At 71.1% G+C, this 25,940-nt stretch carries 29 protein-coding genes; 21 read left to right on the forward strand and 8 right to left on the reverse strand.

What is annotated here, in order from left to right; all coding sequences use genetic code 11:
- The first annotated feature begins 83 nt into the window (after positions 1-83).
- From FHS44_RS42310 to FHS44_RS12585, 5 genes are all read left to right on the forward strand, one after another.
- Complete coding sequence (locus tag FHS44_RS42310; RefSeq protein WP_312863628.1) at positions 84-1,694, forward strand: LCP family protein; 1,611 nt, start codon at positions 84-86, stop codon at positions 1,692-1,694.
- A 221-nt stretch (positions 1,695-1,915) separates the two neighbouring features.
- The gene (locus tag FHS44_RS12570) at positions 1,916-3,274 is read left to right on the forward strand and encodes a S8 family peptidase (protein ID WP_184714140.1); all 1,359 of its coding nucleotides are present in this window, start codon (positions 1,916-1,918) and stop codon (positions 3,272-3,274) included.
- 2 nt (positions 3,275-3,276) lie between these two features.
- Positions 3,277-3,516 (forward strand): hypothetical protein, encoded by a 240-nt coding sequence (locus FHS44_RS12575; RefSeq protein WP_184714141.1) that lies wholly within the window; start codon positions 3,277-3,279, stop codon positions 3,514-3,516.
- 232 nt (positions 3,517-3,748) lie between these two features.
- Positions 3,749-4,918, forward strand: a complete 1,170-nt coding sequence (locus tag FHS44_RS12580; RefSeq protein WP_184714142.1) for a NosD domain-containing protein — start codon at positions 3,749-3,751, stop codon at positions 4,916-4,918.
- A gap of 171 nt (positions 4,919-5,089) precedes the next feature.
- Positions 5,090-6,223 carry a right-handed parallel beta-helix repeat-containing protein gene (locus FHS44_RS12585; protein WP_184714143.1) on the forward strand — a complete coding sequence of 378 codons (1,134 nt, stop codon included), beginning with the start codon at positions 5,090-5,092 and terminating at the stop codon, positions 6,221-6,223.
- Between the two features lie 7 nt (positions 6,224-6,230).
- On the opposite strand, the gene FHS44_RS12590 is transcribed toward FHS44_RS12585, so the two are convergent.
- Entirely contained in the window at positions 6,231-6,962 is a 732-nt protein-coding gene (locus tag FHS44_RS12590) for an ABC transporter permease (protein ID WP_184714144.1), read from the reverse strand.
- Positions 6,959-7,684 carry an ABC transporter ATP-binding protein gene (locus FHS44_RS12595; RefSeq protein WP_184714145.1) on the reverse strand — a complete coding sequence of 242 codons (726 nt, stop codon included), beginning with the start codon at positions 7,682-7,684 and terminating at the stop codon, positions 6,959-6,961. Before FHS44_RS12595 ends, FHS44_RS12590 begins: the two co-directional genes overlap by 4 nt.
- Before the next feature lie 76 nt (positions 7,685-7,760).
- Here FHS44_RS12595 and FHS44_RS12600 point away from each other — a divergent pair, with 76 nt between their 5' ends.
- Positions 7,761-8,420 carry a TetR/AcrR family transcriptional regulator gene (locus tag FHS44_RS12600; RefSeq protein ID WP_184714146.1) on the forward strand — a complete coding sequence of 220 codons (660 nt, stop codon included), beginning with the start codon at positions 7,761-7,763 and terminating at the stop codon, positions 8,418-8,420.
- An 88-nt stretch (positions 8,421-8,508) separates the two neighbouring features.
- Positions 8,509-9,327 (forward strand): ion transporter, encoded by an 819-nt coding sequence (locus FHS44_RS12605; protein WP_184715402.1) that lies wholly within the window; start codon positions 8,509-8,511, stop codon positions 9,325-9,327.
- Positions 9,328-9,381: 54 nt separating this feature from the next.
- On the opposite strand, the gene rpsD is transcribed toward FHS44_RS12605, so the two are convergent.
- Positions 9,382-9,996: a 30S ribosomal protein S4 gene (gene rpsD / locus FHS44_RS12610; protein ID WP_184714147.1), complete on the reverse strand. Its 615-nt coding sequence runs from the start codon at positions 9,994-9,996 to the stop codon at positions 9,382-9,384.
- Between the two features lie 87 nt (positions 9,997-10,083).
- Here rpsD and FHS44_RS12615 point away from each other — a divergent pair, with 87 nt between their 5' ends.
- On the forward strand, positions 10,084-10,806 hold the full coding sequence (locus FHS44_RS12615; RefSeq protein WP_184714148.1) for a DUF2470 domain-containing protein: 723 nt from the start codon (positions 10,084-10,086) through the stop codon (positions 10,804-10,806).
- A gap of 107 nt (positions 10,807-10,913) precedes the next feature.
- Here the strand turns inward: FHS44_RS12615 and FHS44_RS12620 are convergent, their stop codons facing one another.
- Positions 10,914-11,492: a ClpP family protease gene (locus FHS44_RS12620; RefSeq protein ID WP_184714149.1), complete on the reverse strand. Its 579-nt coding sequence runs from the start codon at positions 11,490-11,492 to the stop codon at positions 10,914-10,916.
- A gap of 283 nt (positions 11,493-11,775) precedes the next feature.
- On the opposite strand from FHS44_RS12620, the gene FHS44_RS12625 reads away from it, so the two are divergent.
- The 5 genes from FHS44_RS12625 to FHS44_RS12645 all read left to right on the forward strand — a co-directional run bounded on the left by FHS44_RS12625 (position 11,776) and on the right by FHS44_RS12645 (position 13,694).
- Entirely contained in the window at positions 11,776-12,285 is a 510-nt protein-coding gene (locus FHS44_RS12625; RefSeq protein ID WP_184714150.1) for a GNAT family N-acetyltransferase, read from the forward strand.
- A 90-nt stretch (positions 12,286-12,375) separates the two neighbouring features.
- Entirely contained in the window at positions 12,376-12,570 is a 195-nt protein-coding gene (locus tag FHS44_RS12630; RefSeq protein WP_184714151.1) for a CsbD family protein, read from the forward strand.
- Between the two features lie 68 nt (positions 12,571-12,638).
- Complete coding sequence (locus FHS44_RS12635; protein ID WP_184714152.1) at positions 12,639-13,004, forward strand: hypothetical protein; 366 nt, start codon at positions 12,639-12,641, stop codon at positions 13,002-13,004.
- A 6-nt stretch (positions 13,005-13,010) separates the two neighbouring features.
- Positions 13,011-13,400 carry a hypothetical protein gene (locus tag FHS44_RS12640; protein ID WP_184714153.1) on the forward strand — a complete coding sequence of 130 codons (390 nt, stop codon included), beginning with the start codon at positions 13,011-13,013 and terminating at the stop codon, positions 13,398-13,400.
- 30 nt (positions 13,401-13,430) lie between these two features.
- Positions 13,431-13,694 (forward strand): hypothetical protein, encoded by a 264-nt coding sequence (locus FHS44_RS12645; RefSeq protein ID WP_184714154.1) that lies wholly within the window; start codon positions 13,431-13,433, stop codon positions 13,692-13,694.
- A gap of 10 nt (positions 13,695-13,704) precedes the next feature.
- On the opposite strand, the gene FHS44_RS12650 is transcribed toward FHS44_RS12645, so the two are convergent.
- On the reverse strand, positions 13,705-14,871 hold the full coding sequence (locus tag FHS44_RS12650) for an ROK family transcriptional regulator (protein WP_184714155.1): 1,167 nt from the start codon (positions 14,869-14,871) through the stop codon (positions 13,705-13,707).
- A 144-nt stretch (positions 14,872-15,015) separates the two neighbouring features.
- Here FHS44_RS12650 and zwf point away from each other — a divergent pair, with 144 nt between their 5' ends.
- The 5 genes from zwf (at position 15,016) to FHS44_RS12675 (ending at position 20,827) form a co-directional block, all read left to right on the forward strand.
- Positions 15,016-16,491, forward strand: a complete 1,476-nt coding sequence (gene zwf, locus FHS44_RS12655) for a glucose-6-phosphate dehydrogenase (protein ID WP_184714156.1) — start codon at positions 15,016-15,018, stop codon at positions 16,489-16,491.
- A gap of 38 nt (positions 16,492-16,529) precedes the next feature.
- Positions 16,530-18,389 (forward strand): phosphogluconate dehydratase, encoded by a 1,860-nt coding sequence (gene edd, locus FHS44_RS12660; RefSeq protein ID WP_184715287.1) that lies wholly within the window; start codon positions 16,530-16,532, stop codon positions 18,387-18,389.
- Complete coding sequence (locus FHS44_RS12665; RefSeq protein WP_184714157.1) at positions 18,386-19,342, forward strand: glucokinase; 957 nt, start codon at positions 18,386-18,388, stop codon at positions 19,340-19,342. The genes edd and FHS44_RS12665 overlap by 4 nt, the downstream gene beginning before the upstream one ends.
- Positions 19,339-19,950 (forward strand): bifunctional 4-hydroxy-2-oxoglutarate aldolase/2-dehydro-3-deoxy-phosphogluconate aldolase, encoded by a 612-nt coding sequence (eda, locus tag FHS44_RS12670; protein WP_184714158.1) that lies wholly within the window; start codon positions 19,339-19,341, stop codon positions 19,948-19,950. Before FHS44_RS12665 ends, eda begins: the two co-directional genes overlap by 4 nt.
- 214 nt (positions 19,951-20,164) lie before the next feature.
- Positions 20,165-20,827: an AAA family ATPase gene (locus FHS44_RS12675; protein WP_184714159.1), complete on the forward strand. Its 663-nt coding sequence runs from the start codon at positions 20,165-20,167 to the stop codon at positions 20,825-20,827.
- Here the strand turns inward: FHS44_RS12675 and FHS44_RS12680 are convergent.
- Both FHS44_RS12680 and FHS44_RS12685 read right to left on the reverse strand, forming a co-directional pair.
- Positions 20,757-21,722, reverse strand: a complete 966-nt coding sequence (locus FHS44_RS12680) for an endonuclease/exonuclease/phosphatase family protein (RefSeq protein WP_184714160.1) — start codon at positions 21,720-21,722, stop codon at positions 20,757-20,759. The genes FHS44_RS12675 and FHS44_RS12680 overlap by 71 nt on opposite strands.
- 201 nt (positions 21,723-21,923) lie before the next feature.
- A complete protein-coding gene (locus FHS44_RS12685) occupies positions 21,924-22,409 on the reverse strand; it encodes a hypothetical protein (protein WP_184714161.1) in 486 nt (161 codons plus the stop codon).
- A gap of 179 nt (positions 22,410-22,588) precedes the next feature.
- On the opposite strand from FHS44_RS12685, the gene FHS44_RS12690 reads away from it, so the two are divergent.
- The 3 genes from FHS44_RS12690 (at position 22,589) to FHS44_RS12700 (ending at position 25,400) form a co-directional block, all read left to right on the forward strand.
- Entirely contained in the window at positions 22,589-23,413 is an 825-nt protein-coding gene (locus FHS44_RS12690; RefSeq protein WP_184714162.1) for a helix-turn-helix domain-containing protein, read from the forward strand.
- Positions 23,404-23,598: a DUF397 domain-containing protein gene (locus FHS44_RS12695; protein ID WP_184714163.1), complete on the forward strand. Its 195-nt coding sequence runs from the start codon at positions 23,404-23,406 to the stop codon at positions 23,596-23,598. Before FHS44_RS12690 ends, FHS44_RS12695 begins: the two co-directional genes overlap by 10 nt.
- Positions 23,599-23,942: 344 nt before the next feature.
- Positions 23,943-25,400 (forward strand): tetratricopeptide repeat protein, encoded by a 1,458-nt coding sequence (locus FHS44_RS12700; RefSeq protein WP_184714164.1) that lies wholly within the window; start codon positions 23,943-23,945, stop codon positions 25,398-25,400.
- On the opposite strand, the gene FHS44_RS12705 is transcribed toward FHS44_RS12700, so the two are convergent.
- The gene (locus FHS44_RS12705) at positions 25,372-25,824 is read right to left on the reverse strand and encodes an Lrp/AsnC family transcriptional regulator (protein WP_184714165.1); all 453 of its coding nucleotides are present in this window, start codon (positions 25,822-25,824) and stop codon (positions 25,372-25,374) included. The genes FHS44_RS12700 and FHS44_RS12705 overlap by 29 nt on opposite strands.
- Between the last annotated feature and the right edge of the window lie 116 nt (positions 25,825-25,940).

Below are 25,940 nucleotides of genomic sequence, written 5' to 3' on the forward strand. Positions count from 1 at the left end.
GGCCCGGCGTTCCAGGGCCCGGCGTTCCAGGGCCCGGCGTTCCAGGGCCCGGCGTCCCGGGAGCCGCCGTTCCCGGCGCCCCGGTGGCTCCCGGTGGCCCGCCCGGAGGCGAGCCCCCGCGCGGGGCAGGGGGCACCGGGGAGAGCCCCCAGCGGCCCTCTGGGAAGCGGCCCAGGTTCGCCAAGCCGCTGACGACCGCCTCGCTCATCGGCTGGACCGGGCTCTCGGTGATCCTGCCCGGCGCGGCCCACCTGCGCGCGGGGCACCGCCGTACCGGATATGCGCTGCTTGGCGTCTTCGCCGCGCTGCTGGTCGCCGCGGCGGTCGTCGGGCTCGTCGTCCTGCCGGGCAACGTGGGTTTCCTGACCAGGGACAGCACGCTGACGAGCGCGGTGGTCCTGGCCGGGGCCGGGGCGCTCGTCTGGTTCCTGCTCGTGCTGTCCTCCTACGTCTCGCTGCGCCCGAGGAGGCTCAGCGGCCAGGGGCAGATCGTCTCCGGCGTCGCGATCGGCCTGCTGTGCGTCGCGGTGATGTCGCCGTTCGCGCTGGCGGCCAGCACCGTGCTGACCGCGAAGAACACGGCAAACGCCATCTTCCAGAGCTCCAGCGACAACCCGACCGTGGCCCCCGTCAAGCACGACGACCCGTGGAACGGACGCGACCGGGTGAACTTCCTGCTCGTCGGCGGCGACGGCGCGGGCAACAGGGAGGGCATCAGGACCGACAGCATGACCGTGGCCAGCGTGCACATCCCGACCGGCAACACGGTCATGTTCAGCCTGCCCCGCAACCTGCAGCACGTCCGTTTCTCCCCCGAGAGCACGCTCGGCAGGCAGTTCCCCAACGGCTTCATGCGCGAGCTGCCCAACGGCGGCCTGCTCAACGAGGTGTGGCAGTACGGCGAGGAGCACCCCGAGGTCGTCGAGGGCAAGGACGGCCAGCGCGGCCCCAGGGCGCTCATGGACGCCATCGGCTACACGCTCAACCTGAAGATCGACTACTACGCGCTGGTCAACATGTTTGGCTTCGCCCACCTTGTCGACGCCATCGGCGGGCTGAAGATCCGGGTGGACAAGGACGTCCCGTGGGGCGGCCTCTACGGCACCGCGGGCACGATCAGGGCGGGCTACCGGACGCTGTCGGGCGAGGAGGCCCTCTGGTACGGCCGCTCCCGCGTCGGCAGCGACGACTTCTCCCGGATGAGCCGCCAGCGCTGCGTCATCGGCGCCTTCGCCCAGCAGGCGACCCCCTCGGTCGTGCTCACCAACTTCGTCAAGATCGCGAACGTCGCCAAGAAGATGGCCAAGACCGACATCCCGCGTGAGCTGCTCGACCCGCTGACCGAGCTGGCCCTCAAGGTCAAGAACGCCAGGATCACCAGCCTGCAGTTCGTACCGCCGGAGTTCTACTCGGGCTCCCCCGACTGGCGGAAGATCCGCACCGCGACCGTCAGGGCGCTGCGTCAGTCGGAGCGGCCCGCCCGCCGCGCCCAGGCCGCCGGTGTGACGGCCTCTCCAGGCGTGAGCGGGGCCACGCCGTCCGCGACGACCAGCGGTGGCGGTACGGCGACGCCCTCGGGAACCTCCTCCGCCGAGCAGCCCACCCCGCACCGTACGGCGCCGCAGACGCCACACGAGACGCCGACCCAGAACGGCGCGACCGCCAAGTCGCTCAGCGAGATCTGCGGCTTCTGACGGCTTCCGACCCACGCGGCCGGGCCCCCGACACGGGGTCCGGCCGTGTCCATGAACGCCAGGGATCGGCGACCTTCCGGAGAAGGAAATCAATCCCGGCGTTTTGATGGGTTTGGCGGCTATAAAGCCTGGTCAGAGGCATTTTTCACGGCTGGACGGGGCCATCGGAAATACAGGAACGTGGGGAGAGATTCGATCCCCTCGAATACCGGTGGTGCGCCATGCGAGTCCTGATCCAGCTCCGCCCAACCCCCGACGTCGTCGCGGCCGTGGCCGACCCGGGTGTGACCACGACCACGGCCGACGTGTCCGACGGCCTGCCCGGCGTCGTCCTCGACAACTCCTTCGTCCCGGTCGCGGTGCCCCGCCCGGTGCCCGCGACCGGCGGCGACCCCCTGTCCCTGAACCAGGCGCTGACCTTCTCCCTGGCGGCCGAGCACGCCTCGGTCCTGGTCCGCGGCGAGATCTCCGACGACGAGCTGTCCACCAGGCTCACCCTGCTGCCCAACACCCGCTCCGACGTCATCGGGGTGCACGCCGACCCGGTGATCGAGTCGAGCATCGTCTGCGGCGGCGACGCCCCCGTCGGCGACTGGCACGACGTGGAGCGGCTGCTGCGCGTCGCCGACCTCAGATCGGAGGGACTGGACGGCTCCGGCGTCCCGCTGGCCATCGTGGACACCGGCATCAACGCCGCCCACGTCGCCCAGCGCATCGGCCACACCCCGATCATCGACGCCAGGAACAGCTGGAACCCCTCCGGCGTCTCCGGGAGCGCGGGCGACTTCGACGTCGACCACGGCACGATGTGCGCCTTCGACGCGCTGATCAGCGCCCCCAAGGCGTCGCTGATCGACATCCCCGTGCTGCTCTCCCGGCGTCCCGGCGGCTCGGCCATGGACGGCCTGCTCTCCGACGCGGTCGCCGCCTTCGCCCACCTGCGCACCGTGCTGGACGCCCTGCCCGCCGCGACCAGGTCGCTGGTCGTCAGCAACAGCTGGGGCTCCTTCTCCCCCCGCTGGGACTTCCCTGTCGGTCACCCCGGCAACTACTCCGACAACGCGGCCCACCCGTTCAACCTGGTCGTCGCCAGCCTTGAGCAGGCGGGGGCCGACGTGCTGTTCGCCGCGGGCAACTGCGGGCGCGAGTGCAGGGACAGCCGGTGCGCCTACCCCGACCGCCCGATCGGCGGCGCCAACTCGCACCCGCGCGTGCTGTCGGTCGCCGGGGTCGACACCGAGGGCGAGCGGGTCGGCTACTCCTCCCAGGGACCCGGCCGTCTCACCCAGCGCAAGCCCGACATCTGCGCCTACACCCACTTCTCCGGCTCCGGGGCCTTCGGCGACGACGAGCCCGACTCGGGCACCTCGGCGGCGTGCCCGGTCGCCGCCGGGCTGGTCTCGGCCATCCGCACCCGCTGGCCCGCCTCGGCGCTCTCGCCCTCCCAGCTGCGCGCGCTGCTGCGCCGTACCGCGGACGACCGGGGTGGCGTCGGGTTCGACTACGACTACGGCTACGGCGTGCTGGACGTGGCGGGGATCCTCGCCTCGCTGCGGCGCAGAGACCTGCGGGTGGCCTAGCCATGGTCCTCATCACCGTACGGCTGCCGCCCCAGGCCACGCTCGAACAGGCCACGCGCCGCCTCGGCCTCAGGGACGAGGAGGTCGACACGGGCTACGACCTGGTGCTCATCGACCCCCGCAGGGGTCTGTACGGCCTGCGCGTGACCGAGGCGGCGGCCCACCGGATCTCCCCGGCCTCCTGCGGGGGCACCGGCCCCCACTCCGACCCCCGCATCGAGCCGTACGGCCCGCCCCGGTAGACGGCTCCCGGAGAGCACGAAAAGGCACACCCGAAAAAGAAAAGGCCGACCGGAAGAACACCCGCTGTTTTTCGTTCGCATAACCCTACAGCGGCATTTCCGGAACAGACAGTGGTCGTTTTCCTGTCTTTTCCGCTCGCTGATCTTCATGCACCCTTGGTCCGTGGAACCCGGCGTCGCCGCCCTTACCGCCGACGCCGGGAGAATCGTTCACCACGACCATGGAGGAGAAATGTCCAACAGGAAGAACGGCCTCGGTGCGGCCCGATTATCCGGAACGTTCCGCGCGGGCTTCGCCGTACTGTCCGGTGCCCTGACCGTCGCCCTGACGGCGGCCGGGCTCGGCGCGGCCTCGCCCGCCTCCGCCGCGACCGCCAGGGCCGCCACGGTGGCCGCGCAGTGCGGGGACGTGGTGACGGCGAACCTCGTCCTGACCGCCGACCTGGTGTGCACGGGCACCGGGCTGACCATCGGGGCGGACAACGTCACCGTCAACCTCGCCGGTCACACCGTCAGCGGGGCGCCCGCCGTCAGCGTCCCCGACCGCAGGGACACGAAGGTCGTCAACGGCACGCTCACCGGCTCGCAGGCGGTGGTGTCCGCCGGTTCCCAGCTCACCTCGCCGATCCCGCTGACGATCTCCCGGGTCCGGCTGCGGGCGGAGACGCGGCTGACCAACACCACGGCCGTCATCGGCCAGGCCTCCGGCGGCTGCGTGGTCAACGGGCTCAGGGCCCAGGACTCCTGGGTGACAATCGACCGCTGCGAGGTGCGTGAGTCGCTGTACCTGCGTCAGTCGACGGGCACCGTGCGCGCGAGCAAACTGACCTCCGGCGCCCTGCGGCTTGAGCAGTCCAGCAGGGGACGCTACGAGAACAACGTCTTCGACGACTTCACCGTGCTCCTCTACGACATGTCCCGCGAGAACGTGTTCATCGGCAACGTCCTGAAGAACGCGGAAAGCGCCTTCTACACGGCCATGCCGCAGTCGCCGAACGTCACCAACACGATCCAGGACAACGACATCAGGAACAACGACATCGGTTTCGAGGCCAAGGACGTCACCGGTTTCACCATCAAGGGCAACCGGTTCACCGGCAACCGCACGGTGGGGATCCTCGTCGACAACGACCTCAAACGTACGGTCGGAGAGTGGATCTCCGACAACCTGTTCACCGGCAACGGCAAGCAGCCGAGCGGGATCAACGACCGCGACGGCAACCCGGTCAGGGGCGGCGTCCACGTCCGCACCATCTCCGACACCCGGATCAACCTGGCCCGCAACACGGGCAGGCTCAACGGCGGACACCTCATCTGGGCCCCCGCCGGTCAGGTCGTGGACGGCGGCGGCAACAGGGGGCCCTGTGGCCCGGTTCCCAACCCCGACCTGACCTGTTCCTGACCGTCCCCTCCCGCCCCGTGGCATTTCGGTCTTCTCGGCCCGCCGATCTTCGTGCACGCTGAGTCCATGATCCCAACGCTGGTGGATTTATCACGAAATTTCGGGAAAAGCGGTGCGGGCTGGTTCGGCGGGACCCGATTACCGAAGGCAGCGTCACCGAAGACCGTACGCATGACCGTCGCCGTGGCACTGGCGGCGGCCGGGCTCGGGGCGGCCACCACCGCCCCGGCCTCGGCGTCCCCGGCTGCATCCCCGGTGGCGTCCCCGGAGACGGAGGTGACGTGCGGCACGGTGGTGACCTCGGACCTCGTCCTGACCGCCGACCTCGTCTGCTCAGGAACCGCGCTCGTCGTCGGCGCCGACGGCCTGCGCGTCGACCTGGCGGGCCACACCCTCAGGGGGCTCGACGGGGTGGGAAGCGGCATCGAGGTCGGCGACCGCGACAAGACGACCGTGGAAAACGGCACGATCTCCGGCTTCGCCAGCGGCATCTCCGCCACGGGCGGCGACGCCAAGTACTCCTGGACGAGGCTGACGGTCTCGCGGACCCGCTTCACCGGCAACGCGAAGGTCCGGCTCACCTCCGCCACGGCGACGATCGCCGGAACCCCGCAGGACTGCGTCCTGGACGGTCTTTCGGCCGTGCGGTCCACGGTCACCGTCGACGGCTGCACCGTGCACAACGGGGTCCTGCTCGACCGCAGCCGGGGAACGATCAGGTCGAGCGCGCTGAGCGGCGGCGCCCTGCGGCTCGACGGGGCGACGGACGGCTTCTTCGGCGACAACGTCTTCGACGGCTTCGGCGTCCTGGTGCAGGGGAAGTCGACCCGCAACCTCTTCGCGGGCAACACCCTGCGGAACACCGCGACCGCCGTCTCCGTCACCACCTCGCAGATTCCCGGCGTCACCAACACGTTCAAGGACAACGTCGTCAGGGACACCAACATCGGTTTCCTGGCCCGTGACACGACCGGCTACGCCCTGTGGGGCAACCGCTTCTCCACCAACCGCAGCGCGGGCGTCCTCATCGACAACACCGGTGACCGCCCCACCTCCGAGTGGATCGCCGACAACGTGTTCACCGGCAACGGCACGCGGCCCAACGGCACCAGGGACCGCGACGGCAACCCGGTCAGGGGCGGCATCCACGTCCGCACGGTCCCCGGGGCCAGGATCAACCTGGCCCGCAACACCGGGGCGGCCAACACCGGCCCGCTGATCTGGGCACCGCCGGGCCAGGTGGTGGACGGCGGCGGGAACCAGGGTCCCTGCCTGCCCGTCCCCTCCGACCTGACCTGCGGCTGAGCCTCGTTCAGGCGTTCTCCCTGTTGAAGACGCGGGTGCCCACGGTCACGCAGACGATGGACATGACCAGGGTGACGGCGACCCCGGCGACCACCGTCCCCGTGGCGTACTCGCCGAGGAACAGGGACCGGACCGCTTCGAGCACGTGACGGAACGGCGTGAGCCTGGACAGCGCGTCGAGCCAGGCCGGAGCCATGGACATCGGCAGGAACGCGCCCGACAGCAGGACCAGCGGGACCACCGCGGTGCTCATGACGGGCGCGAACAGCTCGGGAGCGAGGTTCAGGGCGATCGCGTTCGACAGGGCGGCCAGGCTCACGCCGAGCAGCGTCAGCAGGACCAGCGCGGTCAGCACCCCGAGGGGGTTGGCGCGCATGCCGAGGGCGTAGCCCGCGGCGACCAGCATGACCGACTGGACCAGCAGTGTCGTTGAGCTGCTCAGCACCCGGCCGAGCAGCAGGCTGACGCGGCGCGCCGGGGTGACCCTGAGCCGTTCGAGCACCCCGGACCTGGCGTCGAAGACGATGCCGAACCCGGCCAGGCCCGCGCTCAGCAGCGCCACCTGGACCAGCAGGCCGGGGACCAGGGTCTCCCAGGTGCCGATCGTGGCGAAGATCGGCCCGAACAGCAGCAGATAGAGCATGGGCTGCACGACCCCGAAGACGATCCCGGCCCGCTGCCGCAGCGCGATCCGGGTGTTGTGCAGGAAGACGATCCAGGTCTCGCGCAGGGCGCTCACCGCTCCTCCGCCGTGGTCAGCGCGAGGAAGGCGTCGTCGAGCGTCCCCGCGCCGCCCTTGATCTCGGCCGGGGTGCCCTCGGCCACGACCACGCCGTGGTCCATGACGAACAGGCGGTCGGCGAGCGCGTCCGCCTCGTCGAGATAGTGCGTGGTCAGGAAGACGGTGAGGCCCTCCCGCTCGCGCAGGCTCCGGATGTGCTCCCACAGGACGGCCCTGCTCTGCGGGTCGAGCCCGGTGGTCGGCTCGTCGAGGAAGAGCAGCGAGGGACCGTGGACCAGCCCGAAGGCCAGGTCGAAGCGGCGGCGCAGGCCCCCGGACAGCGCCGCCCCCTTCGCACCCGCCAGGACCGACAGGCCGAGCCGCTCCATGATCTCCGCCGCCCGCTCCCGGGCCCGGCCCTGGCGCATGCCGTACAGCATGGCGTGCAGGACGAGTTCCTCCCCCACCGGTGTCGCCGGGCCGATCCCGCCGCCCTGGGAGACGTAGCCGATGCGGCGCCGTACACCACGGGGGTTGGTCAGCAGGTCGTGCCCGGCGACCGTGGCGGCTCCCCCGCTCGGGCGCAGCAGGGTGGTCAGCATGCGCATGGTGGTTGTCTTTCCTGCGCCATTTGGGCCGAGGAAGCCCACGATCTCCCCGGCCTCGACGGTGAGGTCGATCCCCCTGACGGCGTCCACGCCACCGGGGAAGGTCTTGGTCAGACCTGATGTCCTGATCACTTCAGCACCTCCAAACTTAGAGTAGCGCTAAATTTAGAGTGACATCAAAATTTGTTCGACACCATAGGATGTCCGCATGACCGAGGGGCTGCGCGAGCGCAAGAAACGGGAGACGCGGGCACGCATCTCCGACGTGGCGACGGGGCTGTTCATGGCGAGGGGCTTCGACAACGTGACCGTGGCCGAGATCGCCAGGCTGGCGGACGTCTCGGTGAACACGGTCTTCAACTACTTCCCGGCCAAGGAGGACCTGTTCTTCGACCGGCAGGAGGAGGTCGTCGGCAGGCTCGGGCGGGTGGTCAGGGAGCGCGAGCTCGGCGAGAGCGCGCTGCGGGCGATCCGCCGCGACTTCCTCGACGCGCTGGACACCGGCGACTGGCGCTACGGCTTCCACGAGGGGGGCCACGTGTTCGCCCGCGTGGTGGACGCGAGCCCGGCCCTCGTCGCCAGGCAGCGGGAGATGGGCGAACTGCTGGTCGAGGAGCTGGCGCGCGTCCTGGCCGAGGAGGCGGAGGCCGACCCCGACGACCTCACCCCCGCCCTGGTCGCCGCCCAGATCTGCGTGACACTGCGCACACTGACGGCCCATGCCGTACGGCGCCAGCTCGCGGGCGAGAGCGTGGCCGACATCCTGCCGGGGCTGCGTGAGCAGGCGGACCGGGCCTTCCGGCTGCTGGAGTCGGGCATCGGCGGCTACTGCTCACGGCTCCCGCGACGGGGCGCCTCCCCGGCCTGAGGAGGCCATCTTTCGGGCGGGCCGGATCTTCCCCAAACGATATGATCTTGCCTCAGTTCACTCGGCCACGACCCACGGGGAGTCATTGGTGCCGCTGCGCGAGCGTGCCCGCGCCGTCCTGGAGGCTCCGCGCTTCCAGCAGGCCGTCATCGCGGTCATCCTGGTCAACGCCGCGACCCTGGGGCTGGAGACCTCCCCGGTGGCCGTCGAGCGCTACGGCACGGCCCTGACGGTCATCGACCACGCCGCGCTCTACGTCTTCGTCGCCGAGCTGCTGGCCAAGATCTACGTCTACCGGGCCCGGTTCTTCGCCGATCCGTGGAACCTGTTCGACGCCTCGATCGTGACGATCTCCCTGCTGCCCGTGGCCAGTGGCCTGTCGGTGCTGCGGGCGTTGCGCATCCTGCGGGCGCTGCGCCTGATCTCGGTCGTGCCGAGCCTGCGCAAGGTGGTGACGGCGCTGCTCAACGCGGTGCCGGGGATGACGTCGATCGTGCTGCTGCTCGGCCTCGTGCTCTACGTGGCGGCGGTGATGGGCGCCAAGCTCTATCACGACACCGCGCCGGACTACTTCGGGGACCTGCCGACCTCGCTGTTCACCCTGTTCCAGATGATGACCGGGGACGGCTGGTCGGACATCACCAGGGACGTCATGGACGAGCACCCGGCGGCCTGGATCTTCTTCGTGGCCTTCATGCTGGTGTGCACCTTCGTGGTGCTGAACCTCTTCATCGCCGTCGTGGTCAGGGCGATGGAGGACGAGCACGCCGAGCAGTCGGCCGAGGTCGCGGCCCAGGAGGCCCAGGCGGTCAGGGCGACCAACGACGCGGTGCTCGCGGAGCTCGCCGCGCTCAGGGCGGAGATCCGCGAGCTGCGGGACCGGGTCCCGGTGGCGCCCGGCGGATGACCGGCGGGCGGGCACGGGGACCCAGGGACGGGCCCCGGTTGGGGCCCGTCGTGGTCAGCGGGAGTAGAACTCCACGACGAGCTGCTCGTCGACCGGGATCGCGACCTGCTCGCGCAGGGGACGGGCGACCAGGGTGAACCTCAGGTCGGCGTGGTTGACGTCGAGATAGGCGGCGACGCGGTCGTCGGCGTAGATGCCCTCCGAGGCGGCGACGAACGGCTGCATCGTCCTGGACTTCGGCCGCACGGCGATGACCTGCCCCGGCTTGACCAGGTAGCTGGGGATGTCGACCTTGCGGCCGTCCACGGTGATGTGGCCGTGGGCGATGTACTGGCGGGCCGCGTAGATCGACGGGGCGATACCGGCACGCAGGACCAGGGAGGCCAGACGGCTCTCCAGCAGCACGACCAGCTCGGCTCCCGAGCGGCCGGTGCTGCGCAGCGCCATGTCCCAGTAGCGGCGCATCTGCCGCTCGGAGACGTCGTAGTACCAGCGCAGCTTCTGCTTCTCCATCAGCCGCAGGCCGTAGTCGCCGGTCTGACGCCTGTTCGTCTTGCGCCCGTGCTCACCCGGAGGGTACGGCCGCTCCTCGAAGTAGCGCACGGCCTTGCGGGTCAGCGGGACGCCCGCCCTGCGGGACAGCCGCACCTTGGGCCCGGTGTAGCGCACGGTCACTCCTCTGTGGTTAGGTTTAGCTTAGTGAGGTAAGCCTTACCTTAGGTCAAAGGGTCCCCCGATCTCAAGGAGAGCCTGTTCATGCAGCCTGTCACCGCTCCCCCGATCCCCGAGCGGGTCCGCACCCTGGCCGCCACGGCCGCGCCCACCCACGTGTCCCTGACCGGCACCTGCCTGCCCGCCTCACCGGCGCGGGGAGGCGTCGACGACCAGGGCCGCCCGGTGCTGCTGGTCATGCCGGGGGACCCGCTCCACAACGCGCTCGACGAGCCCGTGGTGACCGTCGACCTGACGGCCAACCGCCTTCTCGGGAGTGTGCAGGCCTCGCGTGGCCTGCTCAAGGTGCAGGGCTGGGCGCAGGCCGTACCCGAGGCCGAGGCGCGGCAGACCGCGATCGCGATCGCCGAGCGCTGCCCCGACGAGGCCCTGTTCGAGGCGCTTGAGGGCAAGGGTCCCCGGCTGCTGCGCGTCGACGTCGGCCAGGTGATCTATCTCACCGGCCCCGAGTCGGGGGTGCTCGACGGTGAGGAGTATCTCGGCGCCCGTCCCGACCCCCTGATGGACGCCGCCGAGCGCATGCTCGACCATGTCAACGGCACGCACCGGGACCAGCTTGAGACGGCGCTCGTCTCGCTGCTCGACGGCCCCGTGCCCGACGTCTGGCTCTGGGAGCTCGACAGGTTCGGCGCGACCGTCCGCTCGGGCATCGACGAGCCGACGCTGATCCGCCTGCCCTGGCCCTCCCCTATCTCCGACGCCGGTTCCCTGGAGCGCGCCCTGCGCTGCCTGCTCTGCCACCGCTGACGTCACGGGGGCCTATCGCGCGACCGGTGCCGCCCCCCGGACGCGCTCATTCTCTCGTCTCCCCGATCGCGTCCCAGGCTGCCACGGGACGCGCGGGGAGAGGTGCCTCAGCCCTCGGGGACGACCTCCCTGGTGGTGCGGATGACCTCGTCCACGAGCCCGTAGTCCTTGGCCTCCGTCGCGGTGAACCAGCGGTCGCGGTCCCAGTCGTCCTCGATCTGCTCCAGCGTCTGACCGGTGTGGAAGGCGATCCGCTCCCGCATCATCGCCTTGGTGTACAGCATCTGCTCGGCCTGGATGGCGATGTCGGTCGCGGTGCCGCCCAGCCCTCCCGAGGGCTGGTGCATGATGATCCTGGCGTGCGGCAGCACGTAGCGCTTGCCCGGCGCCCCCGCGCACAGCAGGAACTGCCCCATGGACCCCGCGATGCCCATGGCGACCGTGGCGACGTCGTTGGGGATGTACTGCATGACGTCGTAGATGGCCATGCCCGCGGACACCGAGCCGCCCGGCGAGTTGATGTAGAGCCAGATGTCACGCCGCTCGTCGTCGGCGGACAGCAGGAGCAGCTCCGCGCAGATCCGGTTGGCCACCTCGTCGTTCACCTCGCTGCCGAGAACGACGATCCGTTTGCGCAGCAGCCGCTGGTAGAGCTGGTCCTCGGGCACCGGGCGCGAACTGGACATCTCTTTCACCCACTCCGGAGTCGAATTTACGAATGACGATTCACCGCGACCATAACGCTCCCCTCGTCACCGCCCCGGTGCCGTTCGCTGTGAGCGCTTTCCGCTCACAGCGCACCCCCGCCCTCGCGCGGCACACCCAAGGTCATCTCGTACGGCGGGCCGCGAACCCCACCCCTGCCTCATCGGACGATCAAGGCATCGTCCAAGATATGGGGATGCGACCGATCTCACCTGAACGCCGGGACGGGCGCCTCCGCCCGGGGCACGACCGCCGGAGCCTGTCATGACCTCCCCCATCCGCGTCCTGGACGCCCGCGCCGCGGACCGCTGGGCGGACGCCGGAGCGTTGATCTTCGAGTACATGGGAGCCACCCAGGAGGAGCTCGGCCTCCCGGTCCCGGCGTCCGTCGACGAGCTGCCCGCCCGCATGCGGGACGAGTGCCTCGACCCCGCCTCCGTCTACCGCGTCCCCGGCGTGTTCCTCCTCGCCCTCCACGACGACAGGCCGGTCGGCGGGGTGGGCCTCAAGCCCGTGCCCGGTACGGACGCCCTCAAGGTCAGCCGCCTGTACGCGCGCCCCGGCCACCGTGGCGGGACGGGCAAGCTGCTGATGGAGCACGCGCACGCGTACGCCGCACGCCAGGGTTTCGCCCGGCTCGTCCTTGAGGTCATGCCCCAGCGCCACCAGGTCATCGGTCTCTACCGCCGCCTCGGCTACACCGAGGTCAAGCGTGAGGAGCAGCACCGCGCCTTCCGCATGCTCTCCATGGAACGGCTCATCACCCCCGTCTGAGCCCCCCATGTTTACCGGCCCCGTCCTCGGACACTGGATATCACTGTGCGGGGAAACCTCACACGGAGGATGCAAGGGGAGGAATCACTCATGGGTGCGGATGACAAGGTCTCCAACAAGGCCGAGGAACTCAAGGGCAAGGCCAAGGAGGGCGCGGGGCGCCTCACCGACGACGAGCGCCTTGAGGCCGAGGGTCGTGCCGACCAGAGCAAGAGCCACCTCAAGCAGGCGGGCGAGAAGCTGAAGGACGGCGCGGAGAAGGTCAAGGACGCCTTCAAGGACTGATCTCGTACGGCGGGCCGGAGCATCCGGCCCGCCGCGCCGTACGGTCCCGGTGAGGAGGGAGAACCGGCATGACGGTGACGCGATTCCACGACCTGCCGCTGGCCAACTCCGAACGGCCCTGGAACAAGGAGGCCGCGGAGCGGCGGGTGCGCACCTGGGCGGGGGCGCAGCACAAGCCGAACGCCAAGTACCGCGAGGCCCATCTCTGGTACGACGGCGAGGAGCCCGACGAGTTCGGGAGCTACAAGCTGCCCTTCGCCGACGTGGTCGACGGCGAGCTCAAGGCCGTCCCGCACGCGCTGCACGCCGCCGCGGGCGTCATGGACGGGGCCAGGGGCGGGATCGACGTCCCCGGTGGCGACGTCGGGCCGATCAAGTCACATCTGGCGAAGTACTACGACAAGATGCACGAGACTCCGCCCTGGGAGGACTGAGCGCGGATGCCGCGCTTCGGGTTCGCCGTCGATCCGGCTTGGAGGCCCCTCCTCCGGCTGGCCGGGGTGACCCGCGACAGGGCCTTCGTCCTGGTGGGGGAGGACGAGCTGAGGGTGCGCTTCGGCCCGTGGCTGTTGCGCACCCCCCTGTCCAACGTCGCCGGGGCCACCGTGACCGGCCCCTACACCACGTGGCGGGTCATCGGCGCGCGGCTGTCCCTGGCCGACCGGGGGGTGACCTTCGGCACCAACTCCAGGAGCGGTCTCTGCGTCCGCTTCCACGTCCCGGTGCCCGCGCTCCTGCCGGGCACCCTGCTGACCCATCCCGGCGCAACCGTCACCGTCTCCGATCCCGAAGGACTGGCGGAGGCACTCGCCCGGTGGCGGAACGTATGACAGGCCGCCGTCCGATCGAAGGAGAGAAAGATGACACCCGAGGAACAGCCGGAGTACAGGTCGGCGGACGGCAAGCCCATGGTCGCCACGACCCCCCGCGACGTGGTCCACATCAGACTCGGATCGTTCGCGCTGGTCGCGACCATCGGCATCGGCGTGCTCGGGTTCGTGGCGGGCCTGACCTGGCTGACCGTGCTGATGGCGCTGCTGACCGTCGCCGCGATCGTGGACATCGCCCTGGCGGTCCGCCGCCAGTCGCACGCCAGGAAGGGCACGACGACCGAGGCGGGCTGAGCCCGGCCTCTCAGGACGCGTCCACGGCCTCCGGCGACAGGATGTGGTCGAGGACCATGTGCGCGCAGCCGACGATGCCCGCGCCCGGACCGAGCCTGCTGCGCTCGATCCGCAGGTTACGCGTCGACAGGGCCGTGGAGCGGCGGTGGACGACCTCGCGCACCCCGGCGAGCAGCGGCTGGAAGGTCTCGGCCACGTCCCCGCCCAGGACGACCACGGCGGGGTTGAGCAGGTTGACGGCCGTGGCCACGACCTCGCCGAGCATCCGGGCGGCGTTGCGGACGACCGTCATGGTCTCGGCGTCCCCGGCCCGCACCAGGCTCACCACGTCGGCCAGGGTCCGCACCTGGTGACCCCTGGCCCGCAGGTCGCGCAGGATCGCGGTGCCGCTGGCGACGGAGTCGACGCAGTCGACGTTGCCGCACCGGCAGAGCACCCCGCCGCCGTCGCGGACCGGGATGTGCCCGATCTCCCCGGCCGCGCCGAGCGCGCCGCGCAGGATCTCGCCGCCCGCGATGATGCCGGAGCCGATCCTGGTCGAGACCTTGATGAACAGCAGGTCGTCGGCCTGGCCCGCGTAGACCGTCCTGTGCTCGCCGATCGCGATGACGTTGACGTCGTTGTCGAGGAAGACCGGGGCGGGGAAGCGGCTCATGATGATCGGTGGGATCGCGACGCCCGTCCAGTTCGCCATGATGCGCGCGCTCTCCGTACGGCCCGCGGCGAACTCGACGGTCGCGGGCACCCCTAGGCCGACCCCGCGTATCTGGGAGACGGGCCGGTCGCCGAGCAGCTCGCCCCAGGTCCGCATGACCAGGGGGAGGACGACGTCCGGCCCCTCCTCGACGTCGATGGCGAGGTCGGCGCGGGCCAGCTCCCCGCCCCCGAGGTCGCACACGGCGATCTGCGCCTTGCTCGCGCCGAGGGAACCGACCAGCACGACGCCGCCGGAGGCGTTGAAGACCAGCCGGGTCGGCGGGCGGCCCCCCGTCGAGGGTCCGTCGCTGTCCTCGACGACGAGGCGGCGGTCCAGCAACTCGGTGACCCGCAGCGAGACGGCGGGCCGGGACAGGCCGGTGACACGGCCGATGTCCGCGCGCGTGACCGCTTCGCCGGTGCGTATGAGGCGCAGAACCTCACCGCTGGTGGCGAGCGCGGCAGCGGGACGACGAGGCATCCGCTAAGTGAACCACAACCACTTAGGAAGTGAAAAGTTCAAACTTTCTCATCTGAGATGACAAAACTCCGCTTGTGCAGAGCGCAAGATCTGGATAGTGTCCGATCTATCCCTAATCCGGTAGATCACCATGGAGTACTCCCCATGTCCGAGCCCCCGCAGTCCGCCGACCTGATCGTCTTCGGCGGTACAGGCGACCTCTCCATGCGGAAGCTCCTCCCCGCGCTGTACCACTGCGACCGTGACGGCAGGCTCTCCCCCGAGACCCGCATCATCGCCATGTCCCGGGGCGGACTCGACGACGCCGACTTCCGCGGCAAGGTGGACGCCCAGGTGCGCGGCGCGGTGCCGGTCGACGACCTGAACGTCTGGGAGCGTTTCCTCGGCAGGCTGCACCACGTCTCCGTGGACATCGGCGGCGAGGACACGGTCGGCTGGGAGCGGCTCGCGGCCATGCTGGCCGGGCACGAGCAGCGGACCCGGGTGTTCTACCTGGCCAGCCCGCCCATGACGTTCGGCCCCTTCTGCAGGCAGCTCGAACGCGCGGGGCTGGTCACCCCCGCCTCGCGGGTGGTGCTGGAGAAGCCGCTGGGCCGCGACCTGGCCAGCGCGCGGCGCATCAACGACGAGGTCGGCGCCATCTTCGACGAGCGGCAGATCTACCGCATCGACCACTACCTGGGCAAGGAGACCGTGCAGAACCTGCTCGTGCTCCGTTTCGCCAACGTCTTCCTCGAACCGGTCTGGAACTCCCTGTGGATCGACCACGTCCAGATCACCGCCGCGGAGACCGTCGGCACCCCCGGCAGGCGCGGCTACTACGACCACGCGGGCGCACTGCGTGACATGGTGCAGAACCACCTGCTCCAGTTGCTGTGCCTGGTCGCGATGGAGCCCCCCTCGCGCAACGACCGCGAGGCCATCCGCGACGAGAAGGTCAAGGTCCTGCAGGCGCTGCGGCCCATCGTCGGCGGCGAGGTCGACCGCTTCACCGTCCGCGGCCAGTACACCGCGGGCGAGGCCGGTGGCGAGCGCGTCCCCGGGTACCTCGACGAGCCGGACGGCACCGCGCCGACCGAGGCCTCGCACCGGGTCGAGACCTTCGCCGCGATCCGCGCCGAGGTGAAGAACTGGCGCTGGGCGGGCGTCCCCTTCTACCTGCGCACCGGCAAGCGCATGCCCTATCGGTGCTCGGAGATCGTGGTGCAGTTCAAGGACGTGCCCCACTCGATCTTCCCCGGCAGCGCGCCCAACCGGCTGGTGCTGCGGCTACAGCCCAGCGAGGGCATCCAGCTGCACATCATGGCCAAGGAGCCGGGCGCGGGCGAGGTCGCGCTCAAGCCGGTGCCGCTCGGCCTGAGCTTCGCCGAGACCTTCACCACCCGGGTGCCGGAGGCCTACGAGCGGCTGCTCATGGACGTGCTGACCGGCAACCCCACCCTGTTCATGCGGCGTGACGAGGTCGAGGCCGCCTGGCGGTGGATCGACCCGATCCTCGGGGAGTGGGAGGCGCACGGCACCCCGCCAGAGCCGTATCCGGCGGGCAGCTCCGGCCCCGCGGGCGCCCACGAGCTCCTCGGCCGCAGCGGCCGTACCTGGCACGAGGAGAGCCCGCGGTGAACGGGCCCGCAGACAGCAACGACGACCGAGGAGGCCGGATGCACCCCGCCATCCAGGAGATCACCGACCGCCTGGCCGAGCGCAGCCGTGCCAGCCGCGCGGCCTACCTGGCCCGGCTCGACGCCGAGGCCGAGGCGGCCCGGGAGCGCGGACCGGCACGCGGCCATCTCGGCTGCGCCAACCTGGCCCACGGCTTCGCCGCGGCGGGCAGGGACAAGCCGGACCTGATGGCGAACGTCAAGCCCGGCGTCGCGATCGTGTCGAGCTACAACGACATGTTGTCGGCGCACCAGCCGTACGAGACCTATCCGCCGATCCTCAAGGCGGCCGTGCGCGCGGCGGGCGGCGTCGCGCAGTTCGCGGGCGGCGTGCCCGCCATGTGCGACGGCATCACCCAGGGCCGCGCGGGGATGGAGCTGTCGCTCTACAGCCGCGAGGTCATCGCCATGGCCACCGCGATCGCGCTCTCGCACGACATGTTCGACTCCGGTCTCATGCTGGGCGTCTGCGACAAGATCGTGCCGGGCCTGCTGATCGGCGCGCTGCACTTCGGCCACCTGCCCGCGGTCTTCGTGCCCGCGGGGCCGATGACCTCCGGCCTGCCCAACAAGGTCAAGGCCCGCACCCGGCAGCTCTTCGCCGAGGGCAAGGTCGGCAGGGAGGAGCTGCTTGACGCCGAGTCGCGCTCCTACCACTCGCCCGGCACCTGCACCTTCTACGGCACCGCCAACTCCAACCAGGTCATGATCGAGGTCATGGGCCTGCACCTGCCGGGCACGACGTTCGTCAACCCGCGCACCGAGCTGCGCGAGGCCCTGACGAAGGCCGCGGGCAGGCGGGCCGTCGAGATCACCGTGCACGGCGGCGAGTACACCCCCGTCGGGCGGGTCGTGGACGAGAAGGCCATCGTCAACGCCTGCGTGGCGCTGCTGGCCACCGGCGGCTCGACCAACCACACCATGCACCTGGTGGCCATCGCCGCCGCCGCGGGCATAGAGCTGCTCTGGGACGACCTCGCGGCGCTGTCGAAGGTCGTGCCGCTGCTGACCCGCATGTATCCCAACGGCCAGGCCGACGTGAACCACTTCCAGGCCGCGGGCGGCATGCAGGTGCTCATCGGCGACCTACTCGACGCCGGGCTGCTCCACGCCGACGTGCTGACCGTCGCCGGACACGGCCTCGACCACTACCGCAGCGCCCCGGTCCTGAAGGACGGCGAGCTGCTGTGGGAGGAGCGCACCGAGGGCAGCACCGACCCCGACGTGCTGCGGCCGGTCTCCGAGGCCTTCTCCCCCGACGGCGGCATCCACATGCTCGACGGCAACCTGGGCCGCGCGGTCAGCAAGGTCTCGGCGGTCAAGCCGGAGCACCTGGTCGTCGAAGCCCCGGCGAAGGTCTTCGACGACCAGCTCGAACTGCTGCGCGCCTTCGAGGCGGGCGAGCTGGACGGCCAGGACTTCGTCGCCGTCATCCGCTACCAGGGGCCGAGCGCCAACGGCATGCCCGAGCTGCACAAGCTCACCCCGCCACTGGCGGTGCTGCTCGACCGTGGGCAGCGGGTGGCGATCGTCACCGACGGCCGCATGTCGGGGGCCTCGGGCAAGGTCCCCGCCGCCATCCACCTGTCGCCCGAGGCCGCGCAGGGCGGACCGATCGCCCTGGTCAGAGACGGTGACCCGATCCGTCTCGACTCCACGGCCGGCACCCTTGAGCTGCTGGTCCCCGCAGAGGAGCTGGCGGCCCGCACCCCGCAGGGCGCCCCGCTCACCGACGCCCAGTGGGTGGGCACGGGCCGCGAGCTGTTCGCCGCCTTCCGCCGTACGGCAGGGCCCGCCGAACGCGGCGCGGGCATCTTCGCGCTGAACGGCCACGCGGAGAGCCTGAGGGCCGGGGCATGAGCCTGCCCTGGCTCGTCGCCGACGTCGGGGGAACCAACGCCCGGTTCGGCCTGGTCACCGAGCCGGGGGCCGCCCCCGAGGCGGTGGCCGTACTGGCGGGCGCCGATCACGAAGGGCTTCCCGAAGCCGTAGCCGCATATCTCGCGGAACACGCGGGCGGAGTGCAGCCGGGAGCAGCCTGTATCGCGATCGCGGGTCCCGTCGAGGGAGACCGTTACCGGCTCACGAACGCGGGCTGGTCGGGCTCCGTGCACGCCCTCGGCATCCCCAACGCCGTGCTGCTCAACGACTTCGAGGCCCTGGCCGCCTCCCTGCCCCATCTGGGCGGGGACGACCTGGTCTCGCTCGGCGGCCCGCCGCCCTCGCACGGGATCAAGGCCGTGCTCGGGCCGGGGACGGGGCTCGGCGTCGGGGGTCTGGTGCCCGCCGCCGAGGGCTGGGTGCCGATCCCCGGCGAGGGCGGCCACGCGACCGTGCCGGTCCTCGACGAGCGCGACCACGAAATCGTCCGCGCGCTGCGCTCGGAGGGGCTCGACCACGTGGTCGCCGAGCACCTGCTGTCCGGGCCCGGCCTGACCCGGCTGCACCGCGCCCTGGCGCTGGTGCACGGGACCGACGCGCCGCGGCTTCCCGCCGCCGACATCGTGGCCAGGATGGACGACTCGCTGTGCGCGGAGACCGTCGAGGTGTTCTGCTGCATGCTCGGCACCTTCGCCGGGAACGTGGCGCTCACCCTGGGCGCCAGGGGCGGCGTCTACCTCGGCGGCGGTGTGCTGCCCCGTATGGTGGGGCGCGTCCTCTCCAGCGACTTCCGCCGCCGGTTCGAGAGCGCCCCCATGCTGAACGACTACCTTTCCGGCATCGCCACGAACCTGATCGTGGCGCCCCAGCCCGCGCTCGTCGGCGCGGCGGCGTGGCTGAGCCAGCGCCTGTCCAACATGGAGTACCAATGAGCCTGCTCGACATCGCCCCGGTCATCCCGGTCGTCGTGATCGACGACCCGGAGACCGCGGTCCCCATGGCCCGCGCCCTGGTGCGTGGCGGCCTTCCCGTGATCGAGGTGACCCTGCGCACCGAGGGCGCGCTGGAGGCCGTCGAGCGGATCGCCGCCGAGGTGCCCGAGGCGGTGATCGGCGCCGGGACCATCCGCACCGGCGCCGACGTGGACGCCGCCGTCAAGGCCGGGGCCCGCTTCCTGGTCAGCCCCGGCACCACGCCCTCGCTGCTGGACGCCATGCGGGACAGCGGCGTGCCGTACCTGCCCGGTGCCGCGACCGCCTCCGAGGTGCTGGCGCTGGCCGAGCGCGGCCTGACCGAGCTGAAGTTCTTCCCCGCGGAGGCGGCGGGCGGGCTGCCGTACCTCAAGGCTCTCGCCGGGCCGCTTGCGGACGTCCGGTTCTGCCCGACGGGCGGCATCAAGCCCTCGACGGCGGCGGCCTACCTGGCGTTGTCCAACGTCGGCTGTGTCGGCGGCAGTTGGCTCACCCCGGCGGACGCGCTGGCCTCGGGCGACTACTCCCGCATCGAGAGCCTCGCCGCGGAGGCCGCCGCGCTCCGCTGAAGCGGTTCCCCAGTGTTCACAGGGGTTCCCGAACGTTCGCGAGGCGTTCGCGGGGTGGAGCCGGGGGCGCTCGTCCCCTACCCTGTAGGGGCGAGGGGAGTACTTCCCAAGAGCCGCCCCGGTCAGTACGGACGTCCCGCGACGTCCCCGGACGGCCGCCCACCCCGTGTGGGTGAAGGAGACCTCGGATGACCACGTCATTCGAGGAGTCGCCATGTCCCCCCTCCCCTCCCCCACCGAGGAAACCGGGGCGACGGTCCTGACCTACCCGCCCGGCTCCCTGGTCCTGCTCGCCGGGCTGCCGGGGGCGGGCAAGAGCACCCTGCTCGACCGGCTGTACGGCCTCAGCGGCGACGAGCGGGAACCCGTCGCCGCGGACGGCGCCCGGGTGATCGACTCACGGCAGTCACGCAACTGGTGGGCCCGCTATCTCGGCCCCGTCCCGCCCAGGGCCCGCACCCCGCTCGTGCACGCCACCCACGTGTGGCGAATCGCGCGGGCCGTGCTCGCCGGGCACGACGTGGTCGCGCACACCCGGGGCACCTGGCCGCACATCCTGTACGGCTTCGCCTGGCTGGCCCGCAGGACCGGCGGCGAGGTCCACCTCGTCCTGCTCGACGTCGATCCCGAGACGGCGCGGGCCGGGCAGCTCGCCCGGGGACGGACGGTCACCGCCGCGACCTTCGCCAGGCACCGCCGCCGCTGGCGGACCCTCGTCGGCCGCGCCCGCCGTGGCTCACTGCCGCCCGCGGCGGGGGTGACCCTGCTGGACAGGCCCGCCGCCGACCGGGTCGGCGCCATCCGCTTCACCGGTCCTCCTCGTCCTTCCGCGAGGAGGCGAAACGCAGGTCGGCCAGGATCGCCCGGTGGTCGCTGACTGACCTCGGCAGGACCCTGCTGTCGAGCACCTCGAACCCCCTGGTGAGCACGTGGTCCAGGCGCACCAGCGGCAGCGCGGCGGGCCAGGTGAACTGCATCCCCGACCCCGCCCGCTCGGCCGCCGACGAGAGCGTCTCGGTGAGCAGGCCCATCTCCCGGTCGGTCGAGGCGGTGTTGAGGTCGCCGACGACGATGATCCTGGGGCTCGGATCGGCCCTGATCGCCGCGGCCAGCGCCTCGACCTGCGCGTTGCGCTCGGCGATGACCCAGCGCTCCCCGGGCCGGAACGACGCCAGGTGCACGGCGTAGAGGTTGACGGGGCCGTGCGGCGTGCGGATGGTCGCCCACCGGGAGCGCGGCACCCCGGGCACCGACCTGGGCCTGCCCACGAACGGATACCTGCTCCACACCGCGATGCCGGGGTTGTCGGGGAACCGGTAGCGCAGGCCGGGATCGAGCCGCACGGCGAAGGCGGGATCGACGGTCCCGTTCATCAGGACCGGGTCGTCGTCGAGCTCCGCGGCCACCAGGATGTCCGGACGCGCCGCGCGCAGCGCCTTGGCGGTCGCGGGGAGGTCGGGGTTGGCCAGGTTGACGTTCTGGTGGACCACCCGCAGGTCGGGGGGCCCGGCCCGTACGGCGGGCACGAACGCGGGGCCGAACATCACCCCCCACGTCACGGCCGGGACCAGCACCCCCGCCGTGGCGAGCGGTGAGCGTCTGGCGAGCGCGGCCACGGCCAGCAGGGGGACGGCGAGCCCGAGCCACGGCAGGGCGCTGTCGAGGGTGTTGCCCCATCCCCGCCAGTTCGGCAGCAGCCGGTGCCCGGCGAGGAGGAGGGCGGTCAGCGTGCCGGTGGCCGCGACGACCCCGCCCCGAAACCGCTGCGCCATGTCGCTCCAGAGATCCCTTCGACGGCCGGGTGCGGTCGTACGGCCCCGACGTGGGACCCGGGGCGCGCGGAACGGTCCACGGCCCCGGGTTCCATCGTGCTCGGTGGCCGGGCGGACGACTCTATCGTTGTCCGCCGCCCCCTTCCGCCCCGCCCGGCGGGAATGACGGGACGGTAGGGGGTGGCGACCCTTCGCCGGGTTCTATCGGACCGGCACCGGGCGGGGGCGACTCCCGTCCGCCCCTCCCGGCACGGTCCTGGTGGCGGTCAGGGGCAGGCCCGGAGGCCGGAACAGCATGGACGGCCCCCGGACCGCCTTCCCCGGCGGCGGCACCGTCCTGTCGGGCGGGGGCGCGAAGGAGCGGCGGCGCTCCCCCGGCCCTTCCGGGGCTCCCCGCCCGTCCAGCTCGGCGTAGCGCAGCATCACCCCCCGCGCGACGGTGGCGGGGTTGCCCACGCCGTAGACGGCGTAGAGCCGTCGTCCCGTCCGCACGGACAGATGCCCGGCCCACCAGCGGTAGACCGTGCCGTCCGTCCAGACCACGAGATCCCCGTGCACGGAGACCAGCGCCAGGCCGTATCCCCCGTGGACGTCACCCTCGACCCCCCGCCTGGCCAGCTCGTCCCTGAGCAGACCTGCGGCGTGCACGGCGGGCGTCCAGGGGGGTGTGTCGTGGACGATCGTCACAACCGTCCACCTCCTCTCAGCATTCGATGGAAGCGATTCTTCGTTTCCTCTTCCCAGAGTGAACAGGAGTGATTACTTTCTGTAGATGTTCGACTACGAAGAGGTACATGCACCTCGGTTCGGGTCGGCTGTAGGTTCCACCCCGACCCCTGTAGGACCCAGAAAGACGGGAGCCCCCCATGCCCGCCCCGAAAGAGCTGGACCCCAGCACGAGCGTCAGCGCTTACTGGGGTTCCGAGCTGCGCAGGCTGCGCGAGGCGATGGGCTGGAGCCAGCAGGAGCTGGCCAGACGGACCTCGTACTCCACCTCACTGGTCGGTTTGATCGAGACCGCCGCACGTGCCCCTACCAGGAAGTTCGCACAGCGCTGCGACGAGGTCCTGGAGACCGGCGGCACTCTCGTCAAGCTCTGGCCACTGATCGGCAGGGAGTCCTCCCCCGCGTGGGTGCGCTCGCTGTTCGAGCTGGAGTGGGAAGCGCGCACGTTGCGTAACTACCAGTTGTCGGTGGTTCCTGGGCTGCTGCAGACCGAGGACTACGCACGGGCGCTGACCCGGGCGGGAAGGCCGTTCGACACCGAGAAGGAGGTTGAGGAGATGATTACTGTGCGTATGCAACGCCAGCGACTGCTCGACCGGCCGGACCCGCCGATCCTCTTCGTCCTGCTGGACGAGGCCGTGCTGACCCGCCCCATCGGCGGCGGCGCGGTCATGCGCGCGCAGTTGCAACACCTTCTGGACTCAACGATGCGACCGCGGATCACCATCCAGGTGATCCCCTTCGACGTGGGCGCCTATGCCGGGCTAGCAGGGCCCATCTTGGTCCTGTCCTTCAAAGGCGCTCCCGACATCGTGTACATGGAGAACGCGGAAGCCGCGCAGCTTCTGATCGATCCAGCGCGGGTCGACCCTCTATCGGCCCAGTTCGACGCCCTGCGCTCATATGCCCTACCCCAGGCCGCATCGACGGCCTTCATCGAGAAAAGGATGAAATCATGGACCTGACCGGCGCACAGTGGCGCAAGAGCAGCCGTAGCAACGGAAACGGCGGCGAGTGCGTGGAGGTGGCCGACAACCTTCCTGGCGTCGTCGCGGTTCGCGACAGCAAGAACCCCGGAGGCCCCGCCCTGCTGTTCACCCCGCAGGTGTGGGCCGACTTCCTGACGCGCGTCAAGACCGGCGTGGTCTGACGCAGGTCCGAAAGGCCCCCGCTCCGGCGGGGGCCTTTCGCTTTCTCTCCCGGTTTTGGGGTTTCTTGACCGGGTGCTCCAGGAATCTCTCATGCCCGCGGTGCTAGCTTTCTCATGATCGGGAACATCAACGGGAGCTTTCCGGAAAGGGCGCAAAATGCGGGTTAAATCACCACTCAACCCGTTTTCGCGACTTTCGCAGGGTTTCCAGGGGATTTACCGGATATTTCCGGGAAAATCCGGGCGATGCGCCGCGGCGGCTCGCCGTACCCCCCGCTGTCTGATCGTCCGGGGCGACGGGCCGGTACGGCCCGGCCACCTCTGAGAGCGCGGAGGCGAGGCACGTGCGCAGACTCCTGCCGTTCCTGGGATGCCTGGCCGCGGGCGGCGTCCTGCTGGCCGTGTTCGGCCCCGGCGACCCACCCGGCCCCGGCACGGCCCCCGGGGCGTCTCCCGGACCGGCCACGTCCCCCGCCGCGCGGGCGCGGGCCGACCTCGTCGCGGGCGCGCGGGCCTATCTGCGTGAGCATCCCACCGACGCGCGGGCCTGGACGGCGCTTGGCGGCGCCCACCTCGACGAGGCAGGGCGCACCGGCGACCCTGCCCACTACACCATGGCGCGCTCGGCCTTCAGGCACTCGCTGAGCCTGTCCCCGGAGGCCGACGCGATGATCGGGATGGGGGTGGTCGCCAACGTCAGGCACGAACACGGCGCCGCCCGCGTCTGGGGGACCCGGGCGTTCCGGGCAGCACCGCACCGCTGGCCGCTGTACGGGGTGCTGGCCGGCGCCTACACCGGGCTCGGCCGGTACGGCAGGGCGGACCTGGCCCTGAGGCGGATGCTCGGCGGCACCCCGGACGTGGCCTCGCTCACCCGGGCCGCCGACCTGCTGCGGGTGCGTGGCGAGAGCGGGCGGGCCAGGGCCGTGCTCAGGCGGGCCGGGCTCGCGGCCGCTTCCTCTGCCTCCTCCGCCGACGTGGCACGTTACGCCTACGGGCTGGGCGAGCTCGAATGGAGCCTGGGACGGCCCCGGCAGGCCGTGCGCGCCTACGGGCGGGCACTGGCCGCCGATCCCGGGCACGCCCCCGCCTACGCGGGACGGGCCAGGGCGGAGGCCGCGCTCGGCCTGACCGGTGCGGCGGTCCGTGACTACGGCGCGGCGGCGGCGCGCGACCCCGGCTACACGGCCGATCTGGGCGAGCTGTACGAGTATCTCGGGCAGCCGGAGCGGGCCGCGCGGCAGTACGCCCTGTTCACCTCCTACGGCCTGGCGAGGGTCGACGTGCTGAGGGCCGGGCGGTTCGAGGCCGACCACGGCGACCCTGCCTCCGCCGTACGGCGCCTGCGGGCCGAGTGGAACGGCCACCGCGCCCCCGAGGTCGCCGACGCGCTGGCGTGGGCGCTGCACCGGGCGGGCCACAACGCAGAGGCCGCGATGTACGCCGCCCGCGCCGAGCCTCCCGGCACCCGGGACGCGCTGGCCGCCTACCACCGGGGCGAGATCGCCCGTGCCCTCGGCGACACGGTCTCCGCCCGCGCCCATCTGGCCAGGGCGCTGCGGATCAACCCCTACTTCTCTCTCGACGGCGCGCCCAGGGCCAGGCAGGCGCTGATCGAGCTGCCCAAGGCGCCGCCCCCTCCCCCGCCGCCACCGCCGTCCCCGAAGCCGACAGCGCCCGCCAAGGCAACGCCCTCGGCGACGCCCACTCCGAAGCCATCCCCGACCACCGTGAAAGCCACGAAGGCCGCGAAACCCCAGCCCAAACACAGCGCTACAGCGGCAGGACGCCGCCCGGCTTGAGGGCCTTCATCGCGATCTGGGAGGTCAGCTTGTCGAGGCCGGGCAGTTTGCCCAGCCGTTCGAGGCAGAGCTGGCTGTAGGCCTCCATGTCGGGCACCGCGACCCTCAACACGTAGTCGGGGCGGCCGAACATGCGCAGGCACTCGACCACGTCCTCGATCTCCAGAACCGCGGCCTCGAAGGCGGTGACGGTCTCGGCGTCCTGCCCCTCAAGTTCCACATAGGCCAGAACCTGGAAGCCGCGTCCCACAGCCGCCGGGTCGATGACGGCCCGGTAGCCACTGATCACCCCCGACTCCTCAAGGTTGCGGACCCTGCGCAGACAGGGCGAGGGCGTGAGCCGTACCCGCTCGGCGAGTTCGAGGTTGCTGAGCCTGCCCTCCGTCTGGAGGAGGCCGATGATTGCGCGATCCGTGGCGTCCATGGCATCACATGCTAACCAAACGAGCACGAACAATAAATATTGACATCATATTTCGGACAGCCTGACATAACCTTGCGGCAATCAGAATGCACCACGGCAAGACGGGACCACCGATC

This window comes from Streptosporangium saharense (assembly GCF_014203715.1).
In the GTDB taxonomy this organism is placed as follows: domain Bacteria; phylum Actinomycetota; class Actinomycetes; order Streptosporangiales; family Streptosporangiaceae; genus Streptosporangium; species Streptosporangium saharense.